This window comes from Scardovia wiggsiae F0424 (genome assembly GCF_000269605.1).
Taxonomy (GTDB): domain Bacteria; phylum Actinomycetota; class Actinomycetes; order Actinomycetales; family Bifidobacteriaceae; genus Scardovia; species Scardovia wiggsiae.
This window is the reverse complement of record NZ_AKCI01000001.1, coordinates 431,429-452,422: the sequence shown is the minus strand read 5'-3', so window position 1 is coordinate 452,422 and position 20,994 is coordinate 431,429. Positions and strand designations below refer to the sequence as shown.

Sequence of the window (20,994 nt, the reverse complement as noted above, 5' to 3'; positions counted from 1 at the left end):
ATCATCTAAAATTACCGAGACGCCCTACTTTACTGGAGCATTGACATCTTTCGGAAGCGCTTTTTTGGCCTCTTTGACAATGGCCACAAAAGTATCGTGGTCATTGACAGCTATATCGGCCAGGGCTCGGCGGTCAAGCTCAATACCTGCCAGGTGAAGCCCCTGGATAAAACGGTTATATGTCATTCCTTCTGCACGGACAGCTACATTGATACGGGTGATCCACAGTTTGCGGAAATCCCCTTTGCGCGCCTTGCGGTCACGGAAGTTGTAGTTAAAGGAGTGCAGGAGCTGTTCCTTAGCCTTGCGGTAAAGGCGTGAGCGCTGGCCGCGATAGCCGGATGCGCGTTCAAGTACTGTACGACGCTTCTTATGTGCATTCACTGCGCGTTTTACACGTGCCATATTATTTCCTCGTCTTTCCTGACGTCTAGATTATTATATTTTCCCTGTTATGCCTGTTTAAATCTTGCAGCTGCCCGCTACCGGTTGAGCATGGCACTGAGCTTCTTGGTCTGCGCCTTGGCAAGTACCTTATTATCAGACATACGGCGGCGTCTGCGGGCAGACTTGTTTTCCAGATTATGGCGCATAGCACTGCCATTATGCACGAGCTTGCCTGTGCGCGTCCTGCGGACACGTTTGGAAAGCGCGGAATTACTTTTCATCTTTGGCATTATTGCCCTCCTTAGGTGATGCCTTCTTCGCTGCCTTCACTGCAGTGCGGGAAGAGGTCTTCTTCCCGGAAGCTTTTGCTGTTGCAGATGATTTCGAAGCTGTCTTCCTGGAAGCGTTTTCCCCGGCAGTTTTCGAAGAACCTGCCGTAGACCTGCCCTCTCTGGAAGCCTTAGCCCTGCCAGTCCCACGCGGCTTGCTGCCGCCTGATGCTGCCCTGCCGGATGAGGAAGTATGCACCTGTACCGGTTCAATGCCCAAAGACTCAAGGGTTTTATGGGCTTCTTCAGCCGCAGCCTTCTGGGCCTCCTTTTTAGCAGTCAGACGGGCCTGCTGGCGGGCCTGGCGTTCTTCACGCAAACCGGCACCGCGGCGGCGCTGTTCAGACTGCTTATGGACTTTCTTACCTTTAGGCGCAAGCACCATAATGATATTCCGTCCATCACGGCGGGGAGCAGATTCAACTGTGCCTGTTTCCTCTACCTCGCCCGCAAGGCGCTGCATCAGTTCAATACCGCCAACAGGGCGCGACTGCTCGCGTCCGCGCAGCATAATACTGACTTTGACCTTATCGCCCCCCTCAAGGAAGCGGGCGACCTGGTTTTTTTTCACTTCGAAATCATGATCATCAATTTTCAGACGGAAACGTGTTTCTTTTACCTCAGCTGTGCTCTGGTTGCGGCGGGCCTCACGAGCCTTGATCTTCTCGTTATATTTGAATTTGCCGTAATCAATAAGCTTTGCTACCGGCGGTTTGGCATGCGGAGAAACCTCGACAAGGTCAAGGTTTGCTTCGCGGGCAAGATTGAGCGCTATCGTTGTTTTAACAATACCGACCTGTTCACCCTGCGGTCCAATGAGACGCACTTCAGAAGCACGAATCTCATCATTTATACGCTGTTCGCTGATGATGACTCCATTTCATATTGTTCCGTATGAATCACCCAAGCATACGCAAACTGCTGCGATCTACGCAACATATATATGGCACATTACTGCCATAAGGCATAAGCCTTACCCGAAGCTGCGGAAAGCTTCCAGGTGGGAGATCCACTTTCTTGATTCCTCAAGCCTTAAACAGATTACCATGCCCCTTGACATATGCATATACAGACTGTTTGCTTTACTCGCCGCCCGTTCCTGGAGTATTGGTGCCGTCCGGGCTATGTGTGCCTGTGGTGCCTTTAGTACCGCCGGCATCCCCGGCATCTGCATCTCTGGTACTTTGCATATCATTCGGTGCGGTACCCTGCTCAGGAAGAGGCCCGATATAGCGGGATTCATCTACCCGACGCATGGAACTGCGAAGCCAGCGATGTTTCCGGGACGGCCTCTTTTTGCTTACCGGCCTCTTTTTCTTCGGAGTATGTACGCGAATCTCCTGTGTGATCATATCAGCCAGCTTTTCCACCGACGAAGGGTCGCCGTAACGCCCGCGCCCGTGGAGGTACTGTTCCTCATCATCATGGAGATAACCGCGGTAATCGCCCCGCCAACCGTGTGGAGTGACACCTGAAGCACCGTAGCTGTCCGGAAGCTCCGGCTGCGCACCGCCAAACGGGCGAGGAGTACGCGCAACTTTAACGCGCACAACGTTAGAAGGGTCATTGATAGCAATAGGCGCTGTAGGGTCAGGGATCGTTGAACCCGATGTACGGCTTGCAATATGCGCGGGCAGCCATTCGGAGATCCTAGAAACGATGAAGCACATGATGAAATACAGGACCGCAGCAATAGTCAATGCCTGGAGGATATTGAAATACATAGAACCCAGGCGCCTGGACTGCTGAAGCAGGTCCGTATACAGGATGATAGAACCCAATGCCGTATCCTTAAGGACAACAACAAGCTGGGTAATCGCCGCAGGGAGCATTGCATATAACGCCTGCGGGACTTCAATAGTCATAAGGGACCGCGTCCTGGTAAGCCCCAGCGCCAGAGCCGCTTCGCGCTGCCCTCCCGGAAGGCTGCCGACGCCCGAACGTACAAGCTCAGCAACAACGGAGCCGTTATACAGCACCAGGGAAAGCGTCACAGCCCAGTAGCTTGATGATGGGATATTAGCAGCTGCGAACCAGCGCCACATGAAAATCATCATCAGGAGGACAGGCACAGCCCGGCAGAACTCCACCACGATCCCCGATACTGCGCGTACAAGCATATTAGGGATAAGCCTGCCTACCCCAAAAATAAGGCCGAAAACCACAGACCCTACAATTGCTACCGCTGATGCGCTCAGCGTCTGCACAAGCCCGGGCAGATAGAAATCGGCCCATGCCTCTCCATCCAATGCAGGCTTCCACAGCTCCCAGCTAAGCTGGTTTTCCCCGTCAGGAGGATTGTGGAGCCTCATAAGGATAAACACAATAAGGGCTGCTATGAGTACCGCACCGATAGCATTGATAATGCGGATCCTGCGGCGCCCCTTAGGCCCCGGGGTATCAAAAAGGAGCTGCGATGATGTATCGCGGGAATTCTGGGAATTGTTCATCGGCGCACCGCCAATCTGTTGGACAGGTATGTTGTAACCAGGCCTATCGGAATGATAAGGATAAGGTATCCGACAGCGAAAACAAGGAATATCTGGAGTATCCGGCTGGGATGGAACTCAAGCATTTCACTCATCAGCGATGATGTTTCCGTTGTCACTGATGCCGCCGCCGCAACCGTTGAATTCTTGAGAAGGGCAATAAGCGTATTGCCCAGAGGTGCTACCGATCCGCGCAGGGCCTGCGGAAGGATGACCGAGGAAGCAGACTGCATAAAAGTGAGCCCCAAAGCACGGGAAGCTTCAGCCTGCCCCAGAGGGACGGTATTGATGCCGCTCCTTAACGACTCTGAAACGAATGCAGCCGTATACGCACTCAGCCCGACGACTGCAAGCCAGAAGAAATTGACAGTAAAGTCATCAGAAAACTTCAGCTTCAGCTGGCCGAAGAAACCCAGGACCATGAACACCATAATGATAGTGAGCGGCATATTTTTGAAGAATTCAGTGTATGCCGCAGACAGCCCTCTCAACGACGATATCGGGCTGATGCGCATCATAACGAGTATCACTCCGACAACCATTGAGAAAAGCGCTGACCACAGCGTGATCTGGATATTGACCCAGAACGCCGCGGGAATATTATATTCCTGGAAAAGCTGGACAAATCCCGTGAAAAAATCCCTCATCTGCTATTCCCCTTCCCTCGCGACCGGCGGGTTATACTGAGGGTCCGGCGAATATCCTGAACCTGCAGTGGAATTTTTGATTGCCCGCATCCATGTACCGGTTTTGACCATATCATTGACCGCAGCATCTATCTTTTGCGCGAAAACTTTGGAGTTCTTATTCTTCTGTATACCGATGCCGTAGTATTCCTGGGTAAATGGCTTCCCGACCAGTTTCAGCCTTCCCCGGGCATTGGAAGCCAGCCCGGCGAGGATAATGTCATCTGTTGTGACTGCATCCACGATGCCTGAAAACAGGGCTGTAGCGCATTCGGCATAGCTTGGCTGCTCCATAAGCTGGACTTTGCTCGCGTAGCGTTTCTTGATCACAGTTGCGGATGTCGAACCGGTCACAGAGCACAGGCGCTTCCCGTTAAGGTCCTGAGGACCATGGATAGATGTATTGTCCTTGCGGACAAGGAGATCCTGCCCGGCAACCAGATACGGGCCGGCGAAATCAATAGTCTTTTTACGGTCAGAGGTAATGGAATAAGACGCTATGATCATATCGACATCACCGTTCTGGAGCATAGTCTCGCGCTGTTTTGAAGGCGCTTCAACCCATACAATCTCGTAATCCTTATATCCGAGCTTGTGCGCTATATAGCGGCCTACCTCAACATCAAAACCGGAGTATGAATCCCTTTTCTTGTATCCGACCCCGGGCTGGTCGAACTTGATACCGATCTTTATCACATGGCTGCTGCTGGACGTGCTGCCGCACGCAGCCAAGGATACTATGCTCGCCATGGCAATAAACAGTGCTGCAATCTGCGCTGCGATCCGCCTGCGGCGGGTACTGCCGCCGCCGGCCCCGTTACCGCGCCCCGGGCTGCGGCGTATACCGTGCCCGGCACCGGTACCAGGGAAAACCGTATTCCCACACATCATAAAACTACCTTCTTCCTGCTTAATGCTCAAGGATCTTAGACAGAAAGTCCTGTGCACGGGCTGTCTGAGGATTGCCGAAGAACTGGTCGGGGGTCCCGGATTCGAGGATCTTCCCATCAGCCATAAAAATAATACGGTCTGCAGCTTTACGGGCAAAACCCATCTCATGGGTAACGCAGATCATGGTCATCCCTTCAGAAGCAAGGCTTACCATAACATCCAGGACTTCATTGACCATTTCAGGGTCAAGCGCTGAAGTCGGTTCATCAAACAGCATGACTTTCGGATGCATGGCAAGGGCACGGGCGATAGCCACGCGCTGCTGCTGCCCACCGGACAGCTGAGAAGGCATTTTAGCGGCCTGCGAATCAACACCTACACGCGCCAGAAGCTCCATCGCCTCATCCTGCGCCTCGCCTTTCTTCATATGGCGCACTTTGATAGGGGCGAGCGTTACATTATCAAGGATGGTCTTATTCGCAAACAGGTTGAACTGCTGGAAAACCATACCGACTTCAGCACGCAGGTCAGCGAGGGCCTTGCCCTCCTGCGGAAGCGGCTCACCGTCAATAAGGATGGAACCGGAATCAACAGTTTCAAGCCTGTTAATGGTACGGCACATAGTAGATTTACCGGAGCCTGACGGGCCGAGGACCACAAGCACCTCGCCTTTAGTGACTTTAAGATTGATATCTTTCAGGACATGCAGTGAACCGTAATGTTTTTCCACGTGCTGCAGTTCAACAAGCGTGCGGGAAGGGTCCTTTTTATCGCTCCGCCACACCTCCCGCATACTGTGCGTATCCGGCTGCAGCGCATCAGTCTGGCCCCCGCTGCCTGACCCTGCATTGCCTGCCCGATCCTGAGTGCTCTGTGCCTCGGCCATCACACACCTCCTGAAATCCTGTGCGGGAACATATCCCGGCACCCTGTTATTGCTTACTTCCGTTTTTACGTATCCCCGTCGTCTCAGACGGGTGGGCGAAACTGCCCGCATAACCGTCAATGGGACCTGAATCCTACTTACCACAAAAATAATACCATACAGGTATAGCACACAGGCAAAACCCCGCGCAACCTGGGCAAAGACAGCCTACACTATGCCGAAATGTTCAAGTGCCTTGTACACCCCGTCATCATCGACACTCTGGGTGACATAATCAGCATGTGATTTAACGGACAGATGCGCATTCCCCATCGCTACACCGATACCTGCGTAATCAAGCATGTCAATATCATTGCCGCCATCCCCAAATACGACGCAGCCTTCCCGGCTGAGGCCCCATGCATCAAGCATGGCCTGTATCCCCTTATCTTTGCCGCCGTCCGCAGGGATAAAATCAGCAAAATCAGGATGCCACCGAACAGGACGGATATGGGTAAACATCGTATCCAGCTCCCTTTCGACATCAAGCGGGACAAACATGCTGAACTGGTATATATTGTGATCCAGGGCACGCATCGGATCATCAATTACCGCCTTATCAACAGTTCCTCCAAGATCCTTGTACAGCTTCGTAACCTCGGCACCGATACGGTTAAAATATCCGTAATCCCTTTCAGAAAAATGTACGCTGATATCAGGATGGTCCTGGAGATAGCTGATGAACAGCTCTATTTCTTCGTGTTTCAGATATTCATCCCTGTAAGTGCCTTTCCCGTCGTATGCTATCTGGCCTGTCATGCAGACACAGCCGTCAAAATCCATATCAAGCGTACGCTGCACTGCCTGGAGCTCCTGAGGCGAACGCCCTGTTGCAAGCGCTGTTTTGATACCCTTCTGCCTGCATATCTCAACTGCATCACGGGCAGACCGCGGGACATCATTCGTTGCAAAGCTTGTCAGGGTCCCGTCAATATCAAAGAATACTGAAGTAATTGTGCGCATGGTATAACTGTACAGCATCGGCGGCAGATCATAATTATATGAATATACTGAAAGCCTTTTATACTGAACATATGGCACAACTGACCGGTTCTCCGTCCACTGCAGGTGGTCCGCACGGATATCGCGGGATATCTTCCCCGGTGTTCACGCGCTGTGCGATTTTCGCGGCAGGCGAATACTACGAGGAAATACCTTATCTCGACAAAACTTCGTATGTTATAGCTGCAGACGGAGGGCTTGATTATGCGCTGGCGGCAGGAGCCACCCCCCATGCCCTTATCGGCGATAATGATTCCCTGGCAGATCCGGCGGCAGCGGGGTCACTGGCAGAGGATACAGATATTATTACCCTGCCGTCGCAGAAAGATGATACAGACCTCTCAGCAGCAGTAAAATATGCATGGGATAAAGGCCTGCACCAGTTTGATATTTATGGGGCACTCGGCAGGCAGATCGACCATACAATATCCAGCATGACTATACTTGCGCTGATTGCACAGTCCGGCGGTATCGCTTTCCTCCATGGCGACCATACGATAGTAACAGCAATATGCGATGCCAGGATGGAATTCCCTCACGGCTATGTGGCCCCCCGCAGGATGGTTTCTATTTTCGCATACAGCGATGTATGCACAGACGTATCTGTAACCGGCCTGAAATACGGGCTGGACCATGCAACTGTGAAGAGCATCAACGATTTCGGATCCCGTAACGAATTTGTCGGCGATACTAAGTCTTCTATAGAGGTTTCTTCCGGGACGCTGCTTATTACATATCCCAGCGAAGCCCCCTATCCGACTGTTGTTACACAGCGTGACCCTGCAAAATCGCTGGGCGCCATGAGTACAGCTGTTTCCAGCCATCTGGCTCATTAGCATTTTTCGAGAATCACATCCATACCTCGCCCAGTGCCGGCAATTTTCGCAGCTATATTTTGCTGCATTTCCCAGTCTGGTGGTAAAACACGCAGATACAAAATTATTTTCGGCGGTTTTCCACATTTTATTTTTTGTATCTGCGTGTTTTACCACCAGCGATCGATGGCCCGACCCTCACGTACGCACAATACCCTTTTCCGCCGCTTCCTCTCATCAAAAAAAGGGCTGCTGTCAGCCGACAGCAGCCCCTGCACAAGCACATCCTGCAGAAGGAAGCGCACCTGTGCCTATTGCGGAATCTTATTCAAGGAGAGTCTTTAATTTTATCTGTTATCTGTTTATGCCTTCTTCCTCTTGCTCAGCAGATCGAAGGCAACTGCGAGGAGCAGGACAAGGCCTTTGATCGTTTTTACAATAGCCGTATCAACACCCATGATCGACAGGCCCTGGTTGATAACACCCATAACCAGCGCACCAATCACGGCACCGGGTATAGTGCCGATACCGCCGGTAACAGCCGTACCGCCGATGAAGCATGCCGCAATAGCATCCATCTCAAACTCCATACCTGCCTGCGCAGTAGCAGACGCCAGGCGGGACAGCATCGCAATAGCGGCTACGGCAGAAAGGAAGCCCATATGGATATACAGGATAAAATCAACCATCTTGGTGTTAACACCGGACAGTTCCGCAGCCCTGCGGTTCCCGCCCCGGGCATAGACATGCCGGCCGAAAACCGTCCTGCTCAGGATGAACTGGTATACCACTACAAGGACAGCAACGATAACAAGCATGATCGGCGTCCCGCCTTCAGTGCTGTTGCCCGAGGATGCCAGCAGATATGTTACGAACCCTATCACCAGGGCAGCGACGACGATTTTGATGACCGTCAGGCTCATCGCTTCAGGGATAAGCCCCACTTTGATAACTTTCTTACGGTTGCGCAGCTGGCTCCACACGAACAGGGCGAAGCACAGGATCCCCAGGACGATAGTAAGCCCATCGAACCCGCCCCAGAACCCGAGGATATTCGGCAGATAGTTCCGTGCGATCCCACGGAAAGAGTCTGATGTAATAGGCACAGACTCGCCAACGATCACCGTTGCCAGGCCGCGGAACATGAGCATGCCGGCCAGCGTCGTGATGAATCCCGGGATCCCCACGAAGGCTACCCAGAACCCCTGCCAGACACCGATTACCAGTCCCACGAGAAGGCTTATGATAATCGCGAGGATCCAGTTCATACCCATATGCTGCATCAGGATGGCACACACCCCGCCGATAAAGGCAACAAGCGACCCCACGCTCAGATCGATCTGCGTGGCAATAATAACCATCACCATGCCGATAGCAAGTATGATCACATAAGCATTCTGCTGGATAAGGGATACGAACGAGTTAGGCTTGAGGAGTACGCCTCCCGTAAGGATCTGGAAGGCAATGACAATAACAACAAGGGCGCCGACAATACCGTACTGGCGCAGATTGCCTGTAATCGATGCTACAAGCGACTCCTGCCTTCTCTGCGGATGCTTCCGGCCTCCCCTATCGGGCTGCGATGCATTGCCCTTCTTTTCCACACTGACATTTGCGGAGCTCATTGGGAAACCCCTTTCCTTTCCTTTTCTTTTGTCATAAATTTCATAAGGTATTCCTGAGAGAAATCTTTCCTCTCAATATTTGCAGTGACTACCCCCTGGCTTACTGTGTATATCCTGTCGCACACGCCAATAAGCTCAGGAAGCTCTGAAGAAATGAATATGATCGCCTTCCCTGAATCAGCAAGGCCTTCAATGATCTCATATATTTCAAACTTAGCGCCAACATCTATGCCGCGTGTCGGTTCATCCAGGATAAGGATATCCGGGTCTGAAAGGACCCATTTCGACAGAACGACTTTCTGCTGGTTCCCGCCGGAAAGCGTTGATACAGGGACTTCAATACTTGTTGATTTGATATTGAAAGCACCTCTGTAATGTTCTACTTCCTTGCGTTCCACATTGGAGTCGATCACACCGAATTTTGACAGTTCGCGCAGGGACGCCAGCGATGCATTCTCGCGTATGTTCTGAAGAAGGTTAAGCCCATAGGCTTTCCTGTCTTCCGTAGCATATGCCAGCCCCGCACTGATAGCGCTTTCCGGAGTTTTCATCGTTACCGGCCTGCCGTGGATAAACACTTCCCCGGATATCCCCGAGCCATAGGAATGGCCGAATACGCTCATGGCAAACTCAGTCCTCCCCGCACCCATAAGCCCTGCAAGCCCAACAATCTCACCTTTACGGACGCTGATATTGGCATGGTCTACAACAATGCGGCCGGTATCAAGCGCATGATGGACTGTCCAGTCTTTTACAGCCAGCACTTCCTGTCCGATATGCGGTTCATGCCTGGGATACAGGTTGTGCAGCGGACGGCCCACCATAAGCCTGATCAGCTCATCCTGGTCGAGAGGATTATCAGCGGTTACATGCATGCTGCCCACCGTGGACCCATCACGGATAACGGTGACATTATCGGCAATCGCAGCGATCTCATTAAGCTTATGTGTAATAATGATGCTCGTTACGCCATGGTCATCGCGCAGTTCCCGCATAAGCTGAAGAAGGTGCGCCGAGTCCTCATCATTAAGCGCCGCAGTCGGTTCGTCAAGGATCAGGAGCTTGACATCTTTGGACAGTGCTTTAGCGATCTCTACCAGCTGCTGCTTGCCAACGCCGATATCCATTATCAGCCGTGAAGGGTCTTCATCAAGCCCAACGCGGCTAAGCAGGGCCTGCGCACGCGAACGTGTCGCATTCCAGTCGACCACACCGCGAGAACCCTGTTCATTGCCCATAAAGATATTTTCTGCAATCGACAGGAACGGGCTTAATGCAAGCTCCTGATGTATTATTACTATCCCAAGCTCTTCAGATGCCTTGATATTCCTGAACTCGCAGGCCTGTCCGTCAAAAATGATGTCGCCTGAATAAGTACCGTGAGGATATACGCCTGACAGCACATTCATAAGGGTCGATTTCCCGGCACCGTTTTCTCCGCAGACAGCATGTATCTCGCCGCGTTTGACATCAAGATTGACATCAGTCAGCGCCTTCACCGGACCGAATGTTTTGGTGATATTTTTCATCTGAAGGAGGGTATCTGTTCCAGACATATCACACTTCCCCACAATTAGCCATAATAATCCCCCATTATCTGAAGTGCAGCGGTACATGCGCATCGCGGCATATGCCATGCTGCCTGGCTTCTTATATAGTCGTATTTTTTCTATTTATACGGTTTAGATGACCCGGGCAGAAGCCCGGGCTGCAGAAGACTCCGCAGCCCCTGCCCCTGCACCGGTAAGGTCATTTGCCTGTCAGCTGGTCAAACTTCGACTGGGTAACATATCCTGCCTTGACAAGATCACTGAGATTATCCTTAGTGATATTCTGCGGGTCAAGGAGCTTGGACTGTACATCTTTCTTGCCGTTATTGAACTTGCCGTTCAGCCCGGTAACTTCCTTGCCGTCTGCGATCTGCAGGATCATGTCATATACGGCATCAGAAAGCTTATTGACATTCTTGAACACCGTTTCGGCCTGCTTCTGTTTTGCGATATTCGAAATTGCCAGCTCCATAGCATCCTGGCCTGTAATAACCGGCCAAGTATCAGTGCCCGGCACCATATCCGGCCGCTTCGATTCTATTGCATTGATAATGCCCTGGCTGATCCCGTCATAGGGGGAAAGAACTGCGGAAAGCTTCTCCCCATGGGAATACGTTGAGTCAAGGATCGATTCCATATCTTTCTGCGCCTGTTCCGCTTTCCAGCTCTGTACGGAGATCTTCTGCCAGTCACCGACCGTGAATTTGCTGGTCACGCCGCCTCCGTGCTTTGACGGGGAAACAAGTATCCCCTTTTCAAAATACGGTTTCAGCAGATCCCACGCACCTTTGAAGAAATACTTGGCATTATTGTCATCGGGAGAACCCGTGAAAAGCTCCACATTAAAAGGACCTGTAGCTCCCTTTTCAAGCCCGAGCTTATCGATGATATATCTGGCTTCCAGGACGCCTACCTGTTCGAGCTGGAAAGTTGCATAGTAATCGACAGCGTTGGTATTCATGATCAGGCGGTCATAAGCAATAACTGTAGCACCTGCATCCTTGGCCTTTTCGACGGCCGGGCCGACTGCAGTGCCGTCTTTCGACGCAACAACAACAATCTTGGCATTGTTGTTGACCATATTCTCAATATCGGCATTCTGCTGGGCAGGCTTATCATCTGCAAAAGAAAGGATGACTTTGTAACCTGCTTTTTCAAGCTTTGCTTTAAGCCCGTTACCGTCCTTATTCCATCTTTCCTCGCTTTTAGTCGGCATTGAGATACCGATAGTAGCGCCTTTTTCGAGTTTCGTTGTGCTGCCGGCGCCGGCGCCGCTGCGGGAACCTCCGCAGGCCCCCATAGCCCCAAGCATTGCTACACCTGCAATAAGCGCAACCAGCTTCTTTGTAATTTTCATGGTTATCCTTCTCCTTTGAGGAATACCAGGTTATCTATGGATACGATCCATAGATGCAGAAATTTTCTGCTGCCACTATCCTAATTTATTGAGTTTAAGAAGTCAATTCAATAATCAAGTTTCGTGTCGTTTTTCTTTTTATCATAAATTCTTAACGTTTACTGAAGTCTTTCTGAAACCGCAGTTTTAGGAAATAATGACAGCTCAGCAGCGCATCCCTGCACTATTTATATTCTTAACCGATCATGCTGCTTTCTATATGGACACGGTGCATACTTCTGCAATCTGCATTATACTGGTGTTATGAGGAATCCGTTTACCGGCTCGCAGTCTTCACTTCGTGAAGCCAATAAGGCGCTGCTTTTCGATACCATCCAGAAGTTCGGATCCCTTACGCAAGTTGAACTGGCTGAAAATACAGGGCTGTCAACAGCAACAGTATCAAACCTCGTCCGCCAGCTTGTTGATGACGGTGTTTTTGAAACCTCATCATCAATAAGGTCAGGCCGGAGGGCATCTTTAGTAAGCATCAGCCGGCGCGAAGGCATAACAGCCGGGTTCTGCATAGGCGTACGCTCACTGGACCTGTGTATAACCGATTCTGCCAATACCCTTCTGGCCCAGCATTCCCTGCCCCTTGGCGCCCGCCATCAGGCTGATTCTACCCTTGAGCGTTCCGCTGTCCTGCTTAAAGAAACCCTGACATCAATTGATGCTTCAGCAGATGAACTCATAGGCATCGGTGTAGGCTTATCAGCCCCGGTTGATTATAAACTCCAGAGAATAAGCGTTTCAGGGATCCTCCCCGGCTGGGAAGATGTAGATATCCATGGATATTACTCCTCAATATTCCATGTAAAAACAACAATCGACAATGACGCTAACCTTGCAGCCCTGGCGCAGCTGCGGCTGAGCAGCCCTGAAGAAAGGGAAGCAGATTTTGTCTTTATCAATGCAGGCGACGGCATCGGTTCGGGAATAGTTGTGAACGGCCAGATCATGCGCGGGGCAACAGGTATGGCCGGCGAGATCGGGCATATACAGGTTGATCCCCTTGGGGGTGTATGCAGCTGCGGCAACCGGGGATGCCTGAACACTGTCGTCAATGAACAGCGGCTCGTATCACTGCTGGCTGTCACACATGGGAATATCACAACACTTGACGATCTCATAGAGCAGGCAAACAGCGGGGATGCCGGATGCAGGAGGGTCATATCGGATGCTGCGTTACGCATCGGTACTGCAGTAGCCGATCTGTGCATAAGCGTAGATCCGGAAGTTATCATACTTGGAGGGAAGCTCGCCGCAGCACGCGATTCATTTTTTGATTCATTCCAGGAGTCTGTCCAGCGGCTGCTTTTCCCTGAAGTATTGACGCCCATAAAAATCATCCTGGCAGACCCTTCACTTACCCGGCCTGAGCGCGGTGCAGCACTTTTAGGGCTGGAATCTGCCAGCAGCATTTCCCGGATAAAACTTGATTCGATCGCCGCCCAGGACGTCGATACCGGCACAGCTAGGAAAGAAGGCCCGCATGATAGATAAGACACCGTTGGCAGATGTCCGGCATCTGAATGTTACCCTGGGGTTTTCGCAGGCGCTGAAAGATGTTTCATTTACCATTGAAAAACATGAAGTGCTTGCCATCGTCGGAGACAATGGCGCGGGCAAATCAACGCTGATCAAAGTGCTGTCCGGGCTGGTTCAGCCGGACAGCGGGACTATTATATGGAAAGGCGAAGCAGCGCGTATACCCTCCATCCACGATGCCATAGACATGGGTATAGCTTCCATGTTCCAGGACGTAGAATTCTGCGATAACCTTGATGTGGCTGCAAATATATTCCTTGGCACTGAAATATCAGCACAGATGAACATCCGCCAGGATGAGCGGATGCACCTGGAAGCAAGGAAGGTACTCAATGCCATGAACTCCTCAATATCTGTCTACTCCCCTATTTCCGCCCTGTCCGCCGGACAGCGGCAGACTGTGGCACTGGCGAGGATGCTGCTGAATGACCCGTCGCTCGTCCTCCTGGATGAACCTACCGCATCCCTGAGTGTTATACAAACGGCCGAAACTCTCAATCACATCAGGAGCCTGAGGGCCGGAGGGAAATCAGTCGTTTTTATATGCCATACGCTTCCGGATGTCTTTGCGGTTTCCGACCGTATAGCAATTATGAGGCACGGACGCATAACAGGTGTTTATAAAACTTCAGAAACCACCTATCAGGAAGTGATTGCCAGAATAGCCGGCGTCAGCGACTTCAATGGCCTTACTGCAGAGCAGAAAGACGGGCTTAAAGGGCAGGCACCTGTTAGCCGGAAACTGATAGACAGATATGCCGAAGCCTCAGTACAGGGTTAGATGCCCGGCATATCTTTTATCGCGCAAGGGCAGGCACCCGAGCCCGGAAAGATACTGCAGCATATAATATAGAAACAGAAAGTGTGACACATTATGAGTACCACAACTATTATCATCAGCGTTATCCTGGGGGTTGTCGGCCTGTCTGCCGGCCTTGTCTTCGGTTTCCTGCCGATGGATACCAGGAAGATGACACAAAGCCATCAGCGTCTGTCCACTATCCTGGGGACTGTGTCAATGGGCGGCGTGATCATCCTTATTTTCACCAATCAGAATATCGCTTCATGGGTACTGATTGGGGCGCTCCTTGCAGGGTTCATCATAGGCGCTATCCCTGCAATCCATTCCCGGGCTGTCAAGCGGTTCCCCTACTTCCAGCCTCAGGAAGAACATCAGCCTGTGCGCAGGCCGCGAAAAAACAAATAAACAGGGGTACCGGCCTGCAGGAACCGCAGACAGCAGCAGAGACTGATGATACCCTTCTGCTGTACGGGCCCATAGGGAGGTCTGTTATTATCCGGCTGCTGATGCATCAGCAGCGGAAGAGGCACCTTCTGCAAAGGTATCACCAGTATCCGAAGAAGAATCCGCAAAGCTCTCATCAGCCTTGCCGGCGCTGTCTTCCACAGGCCTTTCTTCAGCATCAGTACCGCTTCCCGTCCGGGCAGTACCCCTTACAAAGCCACGCAGGGCATTGATGCCCGTATATATGATAACGGTAAGAAGACAGACGATAAAGATAATGCTTCCATAGCTGATGAGAGTCCCATGCTTCACATACTCATGGATGCTTTGCACCAGCCATGCTATGCAGGCTATACAGGTCAATGCATATAACCGGTTTTTTGCTGTATCGCTCATACTACGCAAGCATACAGCATACGTACCCTTTGCCATGCCTGTTCACTGCATCCCTGATCCGTGAGCTTCAGTACCGGCTAATGGCGGGAGGGGATCATAACATCCAGAGAAAAAATCCCTCCGTCAGCATCAATGGAAACTGTACCTCCATACTGCTGGGCAACAAGGCCAATAGATTTGACACCAAACCCATGATACTGCTTATCCGCCTTGCTCGTCACAAGGCTGCCGGCACAAAGCCCCCGGCTTTTCTCAGGATTGCCGCCCGTCAGCTGCGAAGCATGCCCGCCGCTATCCTCATACTCCAGTTCCTGCGTATAGGGATTCTCAATATGGAAAATAACCATGCCTTTACTCTCCCGGACAGTCATGCGGATATATCGCAGGGATACATCCCTGATCTGCGTCACCGCTTCGATCGCATTATCCACAGCATTCCCAAACAGCGAGTATATGTCCTGCGGTTTCATAAAAGATAGCTGGGACCCGTCGATCATACGCTCCAGCTGGATGGAACGTTCCCTGCATATCAGGGACTTGTTCGTCAGCAGCACATCCAGCGCATCATTGCCCGTACGGATAGTTGAATCGTAAATCGTTACAAGATCCCTGAGCCCATTGATCTCATCACCGGGAATCCTGCCGTTGAGCATGCTCAGCTGCTTTTTCAGATCATGGGTCTTGATATTGATAAGATCGATTGTCTCCCTGTCAGCAGCAAGCCGTTTTTTCTGCTGGCTGAGCAGCTGCTGGAGAACAGCACTCTGCCGTACGGCAGCAAAACGGTCCACCATTTGAGCCAAAAGCTCAAGAAGGAAAATACAGGTAATCATGCGGGTCATAATAAAAGTAACGAAAACCGGCCCCGGTATGCCCTCACCGGATGTATACCCGTTATAAATGCTCGCGAATACAGTAACACTGAGAAAAACGCCGATTACAAGGAGCAGGATGCGGGCGCTCACTTCAATATCATCAAAAGGCATCCTCCGTATCCTGCGCGCAAACAGAAAATATACACAGATAAAAAACGGAATCAATGCTGCTGCATAGATAACACTGGAATATCGGGCCAGTGACGGTCTGCCCCCTGCACCGTGCACGATACAGAAAGCCAGCAGCTGGGCTCCGCAGTAAACCAGATGCTGGGCGGTGACACCGGCGACCAGATAAAGCAAGGTTTTCCTGAGATCCGAATACAGGCATATCCGGATACCTGCATAGAAGCAGAGATAGAAAACAAGGCACCTGGCCACTGCTGCCCATGAAGCATCGGGGACTGCAATATCCCACATTATGGCGACAGCCACCATAACAATTACACAAAGCAGGGCTTTTACAGCAAAATACCGCCTGCGCCTTACCTGCGATGTGAACAGCGCTATGGAAAACAGGAGCTCAAAAACAAACCCTGAAGAGTTGAAAAATGCCAGGAGCAGATCAGGAGCCATAGCCGGTACCTAAAATTTTTGCGAGCTGGGCAACAAAACTCTTTCTGTAAGCCCTGCCCACAGGAAGCCTGTGCCCGTCAGACAAAACAACCGTATTATTTTCAACAGCACTGATATGCCGTGAATTGACCAGGAATTTCCTTCCGGAGCGGATAAAACCTGATCCGGTAAGCCTCTCCTCCGCTTCCTGCATAGTGCCCACAGAATTTACTGTACGGTTTTCCAGATGATACTGGAGATCATGCCCACGGACTTCAACATACATGATATTGCGCAGAAGTACCCGCTGCGCCCGTCCGCGCTGGGAAATGACCACGCTGCGCGAATCCTGCTCACATACTTTGACCGCACGGCTTATCTTGCGCGCAAAATCCGAATACGTAAACGGCTTGATAATATAATCCAATGCATTTACTTCGTAACCACGGGAAGCGTACTGTGCAAGGTTGGTTACAAAAACCAGCACCACGCCCTGGTCCAGCCGGCGCAGCTGTTTTGCTGCCTCCAGCCCGTCCATGGACGGCATCTCAATATCCATGAATACGATGTCATACTGTGCCGAGTATGGGTTAAGGAAGCGGACCGGATCCTGGAACAGGACAGTATTGAACTGGATACCACGGGACTGGCTGTATTCATCCAGGCACGCTTCAAGCCGCTCAGCAGCAGCAGTGTCATCTTCAACGACAGCAACAGTCAGCATCAGCACCTCCTTGATCCTGCTCGGTCCAATACGGCCCTTTTCTACAATTATACCGCTGGCCTGCATGCGGTTGCCGCCCATAAGCTTACGAGCTTACGCCTGTGGGCGGCAATCACGGAAAGGGAAGGAAGTTATCTACGCTGCAGACATAAGAAAGAATCGCCGTAAATATACGGGTAATTTGCCATTTTCATAAAAACCCAATAGTATGAAAGCATTGATGACAGGGTTGTTACTCTGACGAGGCAAGACCTGGGAACGCATGCTGTTTAACATGCGTTCCCAGGTCTTTTTTATTGCACACTGCAGTGGCAGGCACCGCAGGGCGGCATCCCGGCATCTATACCAATGACCACTCGTTGACGAGAAAGGTACCATATGGGTAACAAAGAAACCGCCCAGGCTATAATCGATGAGATAGGCGGCCCAGGCAATATCACATCCCTGACCCACTGTGCAACAAGGCTGAGGTTCACTCTGAAAGATGCTTCCCGCGTTGACACAGATAAGATTGAAGCTATTGACGGCGTGCTCGCCGGAGTATCCCAGGGTGCGCATAATTACCAGGTCGTTATAGGAGGGGGCGTCGAGTCTGTTTACAACGATATCGAATCCCTGCCTTCCATGGCTTCCGTCAAGATGGGGGAAGATGATGATGCCGTCGGCACAGACAGTGATGCCGGGCTGTCCAATGCGGACGTTAAAGCACAGGAACGCGCAAAGGTGAAGGGGAAGAACCGTTATGTGGACGCCTTTTTCGATTTCCTCTCAGATTCCTTCCGCCCCATCATCGGAGTACTGCTCGGCGCTTCACTCATCATTGCAATAGTCAATGTACTGATAGCATGCAAAGTCATCCCCAATGACACCGCCAACCCGACACTCGTTTTCATCCAGGCCATGTGGAAAGGCGTCTTCTACTTCCTTCCCCTTATGATCGCTTACAACGGCGCAAAAAAGCTGAAAGTCGATCCCTGGGTCGGAACTGCAATCATGGCTGCGGTAATGACACCGCAATACCTGGCACTGTCAAATCCTGACGGGTATGCCGGAATATTCGGCAATTCCGACGGACTGAATGCTGCAAAAGCGGCACTGCACTGCACTGCGAATTCCGTGGGGACACAAACATGTTCTACCATGGTATTCGGTATACCCCTGCAGCTCAATGACTATTCTTCCAATGTCTTCGTGCCGCTGTTCATGGTAGCAGTACTTGCGCTTGTCTATAAAGGCCTGCAGAAGATCATCCCCAGCAGTGTGCAGCTCGTCTTCGTCCCCTTCCTGTCGATGCTGATCATGATCCCCGTAACAGCATTCCTGCTCGGCCCGCTGGGTATCTGGGTCGGCAACGGTCTGGGCGTTGTCCTCGGATGGCTCAACCTGCATGCACCATTCGTATTCGCCATAGCCATACCGCTTATTTATCCGTTCCTTGTGCCGCTTGGGCTCCACTGGCCTCTTAACGCGCTTATGCTCGCCAACATTAATACACTGAATTACGATTTTATCCAGGGGCCTATGGGCACATGGAACTTCGCCTGCTTCGGGGCTACATGCGGTGTTCTTATCCTGTCTATACGCGACAAGGATACACGCATGCGGGAGACTGCTGCCGGCGCGCTGGCGGCAGGCCTGCTCGGCGGTGTTTCCGAACCTTCGCTGTACGGCATCCATCTGCGTTTCAAGAAGATATATTCACGCATGCTTATTGGGTGCGGAGCCGGCGGCGTCACCATAGCAGTGCTTGGCTGGCTTTTCCCTTCAATAGTCAAAGGGCAGGCCGTACACGGTGTCACAACGAATGTTTTCGCTTTCACCTCGCTCCTTACCATCCCGGTATTCAGCCAGATGTGGGTCTACGCGATCTCCGTTGCCGTGGCATTCTTCACCGCCATGGCCATGATCCTCATCTTCGATTACCGTACCGCTGAGCAGAAAGCCGCAGTAAAAGCACAAACATCCGGCAGCCCGATAACGCTGCAAAGCAAGGCATCTGCTCCTGCACACGGTTCCGCAGCACCGGTGTCCGTGCCGCAGGAAGCCAGCGGTTCTGGTACCGCTGCCTCCGGATCCGCTGAACACATTGTATCCCCACTGCGCGGGCATACAATACCGCTGGAAGATACCGGCGATAAGGTATTTGCCTCCCATGCGCTCGGGGACGGTGTGGGGATCGTCCCGGATGAGGCAGACGGTGCAGTCTACGCACCTGCCGGCGGCATCCTGAAAACTGTCGCAAAAACCGGCCACGCTTACGGCATCAAAACCGACGGCGGCACTGAAATCCTTGTCCATATCGGCATTGATACCGTCAAACTTGACGGACGGGGCTTTACAGTGGCTGTGTCCAAAGGCAACCGCGTCAATGCAGGTGACAAGCTCGCCGACGTGGATTACAGTACGGTAAAATCAGCCGGATACAGTACCACAACGATTATGACGGTAACGAATACCAGGAAAATGGCATCAGTTACTCCCCATACCGATATTGATGCTGAACCCGGTACCGACGTTATCGACGTTGCCCATTAAGGAAGGGTTACATGGATATCCTGCGGGTTTTCAATAACAACGTGGTCCTCGTCCGGGACGGCAGTGAGGAAGTCATTATTACCGGACGCGGTATTGGCTTCCAAGCTAAGCCCGGGCAGCATGTAGATGAGTCCAGGGTAGGCAGAAAATTCATCCCTGCGGATGGAAGGGACCCCGACCATGTTGCCACGATGCTCGCAGGGATACCCCCTGAAATCGTTATCCTTGTTGCCGACGCGCTGGTGGAGTGCGGGATCGCTAAAAGTAACGGCAGTTCCGTGAAAGGGAGTGCCCTTAACCCCATACTTACGGTGGCATTGGCCGACCATGTTGTGGGGGCGCTGAACCGTCTGAAATCCGGTACGCCTGTTGAATATCCCCTCATTGCAGAAGTCAAAACCCTCTACCCTGACGAATATTCACAGGCAACTGCACTGCTCAGCTATCTTAATGCCCATCTGGATAATGCCCTCCCCGGGGCTGAAGCCGTAGCATTTGCACTGCATCTGGTGAATGCGGGGTTCTCTACAGGGGACCTGTCATATACCTACCAGATGACAGGCGTTATCCAGCAGATAGTGAAAATAATCGAGAATGAATTCGCTATCAGTGTTGACCAGAGCACGGTAAGCATAGGGCGTTTCATCACACATTTAAGGTACCTGTTTGTCCGCAGCTATCAGAACAAACAGCTGACCAATGAGCCCCTTGCCATCTCGAAAGCAATACAGGATTCTTACCCTGATGAATATAAATGTGCAAGGACTACTGCATCCCTTCTTGAGCTGCGGCTCAACGGGCCGATAACGGATGATGAAATTGCATACCTGACCCTGCATATTGCCAGGGTCCGCAAGCAGGCAGCCCAGGAAGCCGAAGGGAAAGGATCAGCAGAAAAGCCGGACGGTACCTGACCGCAGACCAGACAGACGCTACCATCGGAAAACACTGTCAGGGCCGGTACTGCCAGAACAGTACAGCCATGAGTCATAAAACTAAATTATAAAATTCTGCAGA

General features: G+C 51.7%; 19 protein-coding genes and 1 pseudogene. 6 read left to right on the top strand and 14 right to left on the bottom strand.

The genetic code is table 11. From position 1 onward, the window contains the following. Positions 1 to 24: 24 nt before the first annotated feature. From rplT to HMPREF9156_RS0102040, 8 genes and pseudogenes are all read right to left on the bottom strand, one after another. The gene (gene rplT, locus HMPREF9156_RS0102075) at positions 25 to 405 is read right to left on the bottom strand and encodes a 50S ribosomal protein L20 (RefSeq protein ID WP_007147147.1); all 381 of its coding nucleotides are present in this window, start codon (positions 403 to 405) and stop codon (positions 25 to 27) included. Between the two features lie 77 nt (positions 406 to 482). Next, positions 483 to 677: a large ribosomal subunit protein bL35 gene (locus HMPREF9156_RS0102070; protein ID WP_007147146.1), complete on the bottom strand. Its 195-nt coding sequence runs from the start codon at positions 675 to 677 to the stop codon at positions 483 to 485. 259 nt (positions 678 to 936) lie between these two features. Continuing rightward, a pseudogene (infC, locus tag HMPREF9156_RS0102065) lies at positions 937 to 1,587 on the bottom strand (translation initiation factor IF-3); the annotation flags it as partial. A gap of 211 nt (positions 1,588 to 1,798) precedes the next feature. After that, positions 1,799 to 3,166: an amino acid ABC transporter permease gene (locus tag HMPREF9156_RS0102060; RefSeq protein WP_007147144.1), complete on the bottom strand. Its 1,368-nt coding sequence runs from the start codon at positions 3,164 to 3,166 to the stop codon at positions 1,799 to 1,801. Beyond that, positions 3,163 to 3,852 (bottom strand): amino acid ABC transporter permease, encoded by a 690-nt coding sequence (locus HMPREF9156_RS0102055; protein ID WP_007147143.1) that lies wholly within the window; start codon positions 3,850 to 3,852, stop codon positions 3,163 to 3,165. The genes HMPREF9156_RS0102060 and HMPREF9156_RS0102055 overlap by 4 nt, the downstream gene beginning before the upstream one ends. A gap of 3 nt (positions 3,853 to 3,855) precedes the next feature. Further along, the gene (locus HMPREF9156_RS0102050) at positions 3,856 to 4,641 is read right to left on the bottom strand and encodes a glutamate ABC transporter substrate-binding protein (protein ID WP_231198087.1); all 786 of its coding nucleotides are present in this window, start codon (positions 4,639 to 4,641) and stop codon (positions 3,856 to 3,858) included. Between the two features lie 160 nt (positions 4,642 to 4,801). Then, entirely contained in the window at positions 4,802 to 5,575 is a 774-nt protein-coding gene (locus HMPREF9156_RS0102045) for an amino acid ABC transporter ATP-binding protein (RefSeq protein ID WP_029246318.1), read from the bottom strand. 300 nt (positions 5,576 to 5,875) lie between these two features. Continuing rightward, entirely contained in the window at positions 5,876 to 6,670 is a 795-nt protein-coding gene (locus HMPREF9156_RS0102040) for a Cof-type HAD-IIB family hydrolase (RefSeq protein ID WP_231198052.1), read from the bottom strand. Positions 6,671 to 6,708: 38 nt separating this feature from the next. Between HMPREF9156_RS0102040 and HMPREF9156_RS0102035 the strand changes: the two genes are divergently transcribed. After that, positions 6,709 to 7,545: a thiamine diphosphokinase gene (locus HMPREF9156_RS0102035; protein WP_007147139.1), complete on the top strand. Its 837-nt coding sequence runs from the start codon at positions 6,709 to 6,711 to the stop codon at positions 7,543 to 7,545. Between the two features lie 341 nt (positions 7,546 to 7,886). Here the strand turns inward: HMPREF9156_RS0102035 and mmsB are convergent, their stop codons facing one another. From mmsB to HMPREF9156_RS0102020, 3 genes are all read right to left on the bottom strand, one after another. Continuing rightward, positions 7,887 to 9,149, bottom strand: a complete 1,263-nt coding sequence (mmsB, locus tag HMPREF9156_RS0102030) for a multiple monosaccharide ABC transporter permease (RefSeq protein ID WP_007147138.1) — start codon at positions 9,147 to 9,149, stop codon at positions 7,887 to 7,889. Next, positions 9,146 to 10,705, bottom strand: a complete 1,560-nt coding sequence (locus HMPREF9156_RS0102025; protein WP_007147137.1) for a sugar ABC transporter ATP-binding protein — start codon at positions 10,703 to 10,705, stop codon at positions 9,146 to 9,148. The genes mmsB and HMPREF9156_RS0102025 overlap by 4 nt, the downstream gene beginning before the upstream one ends. 193 nt (positions 10,706 to 10,898) lie before the next feature. Continuing rightward, complete coding sequence (locus HMPREF9156_RS0102020; RefSeq protein ID WP_007147136.1) at positions 10,899 to 12,056, bottom strand: substrate-binding domain-containing protein; 1,158 nt, start codon at positions 12,054 to 12,056, stop codon at positions 10,899 to 10,901. A gap of 303 nt (positions 12,057 to 12,359) precedes the next feature. Here HMPREF9156_RS0102020 and HMPREF9156_RS0102015 point away from each other — a divergent pair, with 303 nt between their 5' ends. From HMPREF9156_RS0102015 to HMPREF9156_RS0102005, 3 genes are all read left to right on the top strand, one after another. Continuing rightward, positions 12,360 to 13,601, top strand: a complete 1,242-nt coding sequence (locus HMPREF9156_RS0102015; RefSeq protein WP_007147135.1) for an ROK family transcriptional regulator — start codon at positions 12,360 to 12,362, stop codon at positions 13,599 to 13,601. Continuing rightward, positions 13,591 to 14,427 (top strand): ATP-binding cassette domain-containing protein, encoded by an 837-nt coding sequence (locus tag HMPREF9156_RS0102010; RefSeq protein WP_007147134.1) that lies wholly within the window; start codon positions 13,591 to 13,593, stop codon positions 14,425 to 14,427. The genes HMPREF9156_RS0102015 and HMPREF9156_RS0102010 overlap by 11 nt, the downstream gene beginning before the upstream one ends. Positions 14,428 to 14,520: 93 nt before the next feature. After that, positions 14,521 to 14,853, top strand: coding sequence for a hypothetical protein (locus HMPREF9156_RS0102005; protein WP_007147133.1), 333 nt, complete (start codon positions 14,521 to 14,523; stop codon positions 14,851 to 14,853). Positions 14,854 to 14,940: 87 nt separating this feature from the next. Here the strand turns inward: HMPREF9156_RS0102005 and HMPREF9156_RS0102000 are convergent, their stop codons facing one another. From HMPREF9156_RS0102000 to HMPREF9156_RS0101990, 3 genes are all read right to left on the bottom strand, one after another. After that, positions 14,941 to 15,288, bottom strand: a complete 348-nt coding sequence (locus HMPREF9156_RS0102000; protein WP_017147402.1) for a hypothetical protein — start codon at positions 15,286 to 15,288, stop codon at positions 14,941 to 14,943. A gap of 77 nt (positions 15,289 to 15,365) precedes the next feature. After that, complete coding sequence (locus HMPREF9156_RS0101995) at positions 15,366 to 16,739, bottom strand: ATP-binding protein (RefSeq protein WP_007147131.1); 1,374 nt, start codon at positions 16,737 to 16,739, stop codon at positions 15,366 to 15,368. Then, positions 16,729 to 17,523 (bottom strand): LytR/AlgR family response regulator transcription factor, encoded by a 795-nt coding sequence (locus tag HMPREF9156_RS0101990; protein WP_017147401.1) that lies wholly within the window; start codon positions 17,521 to 17,523, stop codon positions 16,729 to 16,731. Before HMPREF9156_RS0101990 ends, HMPREF9156_RS0101995 begins: the two co-directional genes overlap by 11 nt. Positions 17,524 to 17,820: 297 nt before the next feature. Here HMPREF9156_RS0101990 and HMPREF9156_RS0101985 point away from each other — a divergent pair, with 297 nt between their 5' ends. Then, complete coding sequence (locus HMPREF9156_RS0101985; RefSeq protein WP_007147129.1) at positions 17,821 to 19,977, top strand: glucose PTS transporter subunit IIA; 2,157 nt, start codon at positions 17,821 to 17,823, stop codon at positions 19,975 to 19,977. Between the two features lie 11 nt (positions 19,978 to 19,988). After that, positions 19,989 to 20,891 (top strand): PRD domain-containing protein, encoded by a 903-nt coding sequence (locus HMPREF9156_RS0101980; protein WP_007147128.1) that lies wholly within the window; start codon positions 19,989 to 19,991, stop codon positions 20,889 to 20,891. The last annotated feature ends 103 nt before the right edge of the window (positions 20,892 to 20,994 follow it).

What these genes read in the sequence shown, in the direction of transcription:
- HMPREF9156_RS0102035 (WP_007147139.1), top strand. Translation starts at nt 6,709, where the DNA reads ATGAATATACTGAAAGCCTTTTATACTGAACATATGGCACAACTGACC.
- HMPREF9156_RS0101980 (WP_007147128.1), top strand. Translation starts at nt 19,989, where the DNA reads ATGGATATCCTGCGGGTTTTCAATAACAACGTGGTCCTCGTCCGGGAC.
- HMPREF9156_RS0102015 (WP_007147135.1), top strand. Translation starts at nt 12,360, where the DNA reads ATGAGGAATCCGTTTACCGGCTCGCAGTCTTCACTTCGTGAAGCCAAT.
- HMPREF9156_RS0101995 (WP_007147131.1), bottom strand. Translation starts at nt 16,739, where the DNA reads ATGGCTCCTGATCTGCTCCTGGCATTTTTCAACTCTTCAGGGTTTGTT.
- HMPREF9156_RS0102060 (WP_007147144.1), bottom strand. Translation starts at nt 3,166, where the DNA reads ATGAACAATTCCCAGAATTCCCGCGATACATCATCGCAGCTCCTTTTT.
- rplT (WP_007147147.1), bottom strand. Translation starts at nt 405, where the DNA reads ATGGCACGTGTAAAACGCGCAGTGAATGCACATAAGAAGCGTCGTACA.
- HMPREF9156_RS0102045 (WP_029246318.1), bottom strand. Translation starts at nt 5,575, where the DNA reads ATGCGGGAGGTGTGGCGGAGCGATAAAAAGGACCCTTCCCGCACGCTT.
- HMPREF9156_RS0101990 (WP_017147401.1), bottom strand. Translation starts at nt 17,523, where the DNA reads ATGGGCGGCAACCGCATGCAGGCCAGCGGTATAATTGTAGAAAAGGGC.
- HMPREF9156_RS0102025 (WP_007147137.1), bottom strand. Translation starts at nt 10,705, where the DNA reads ATGTCTGGAACAGATACCCTCCTTCAGATGAAAAATATCACCAAAACA.
- HMPREF9156_RS0102000 (WP_017147402.1), bottom strand. Translation starts at nt 15,288, where the DNA reads ATGAGCGATACAGCAAAAAACCGGTTATATGCATTGACCTGTATAGCC.
- HMPREF9156_RS0102040 (WP_231198052.1), bottom strand. Translation starts at nt 6,670, where the DNA reads ATGCGCACAATTACTTCAGTATTCTTTGATATTGACGGGACCCTGACA.
- HMPREF9156_RS0102070 (WP_007147146.1), bottom strand. Translation starts at nt 677, where the DNA reads ATGCCAAAGATGAAAAGTAATTCCGCGCTTTCCAAACGTGTCCGCAGG.
- HMPREF9156_RS0102005 (WP_007147133.1), top strand. Translation starts at nt 14,521, where the DNA reads ATGAGTACCACAACTATTATCATCAGCGTTATCCTGGGGGTTGTCGGC.
- HMPREF9156_RS0101985 (WP_007147129.1), top strand. Translation starts at nt 17,821, where the DNA reads ATGGGTAACAAAGAAACCGCCCAGGCTATAATCGATGAGATAGGCGGC.
- HMPREF9156_RS0102055 (WP_007147143.1), bottom strand. Translation starts at nt 3,852, where the DNA reads ATGAGGGATTTTTTCACGGGATTTGTCCAGCTTTTCCAGGAATATAAT.
- HMPREF9156_RS0102050 (WP_231198087.1), bottom strand. Translation starts at nt 4,641, where the DNA reads ATGGCGAGCATAGTATCCTTGGCTGCGTGCGGCAGCACGTCCAGCAGC.
- HMPREF9156_RS0102010 (WP_007147134.1), top strand. Translation starts at nt 13,591, where the DNA reads ATGATAGATAAGACACCGTTGGCAGATGTCCGGCATCTGAATGTTACC.
- HMPREF9156_RS0102020 (WP_007147136.1), bottom strand. Translation starts at nt 12,056, where the DNA reads ATGAAAATTACAAAGAAGCTGGTTGCGCTTATTGCAGGTGTAGCAATG.
- mmsB (WP_007147138.1), bottom strand. Translation starts at nt 9,149, where the DNA reads ATGAGCTCCGCAAATGTCAGTGTGGAAAAGAAGGGCAATGCATCGCAG.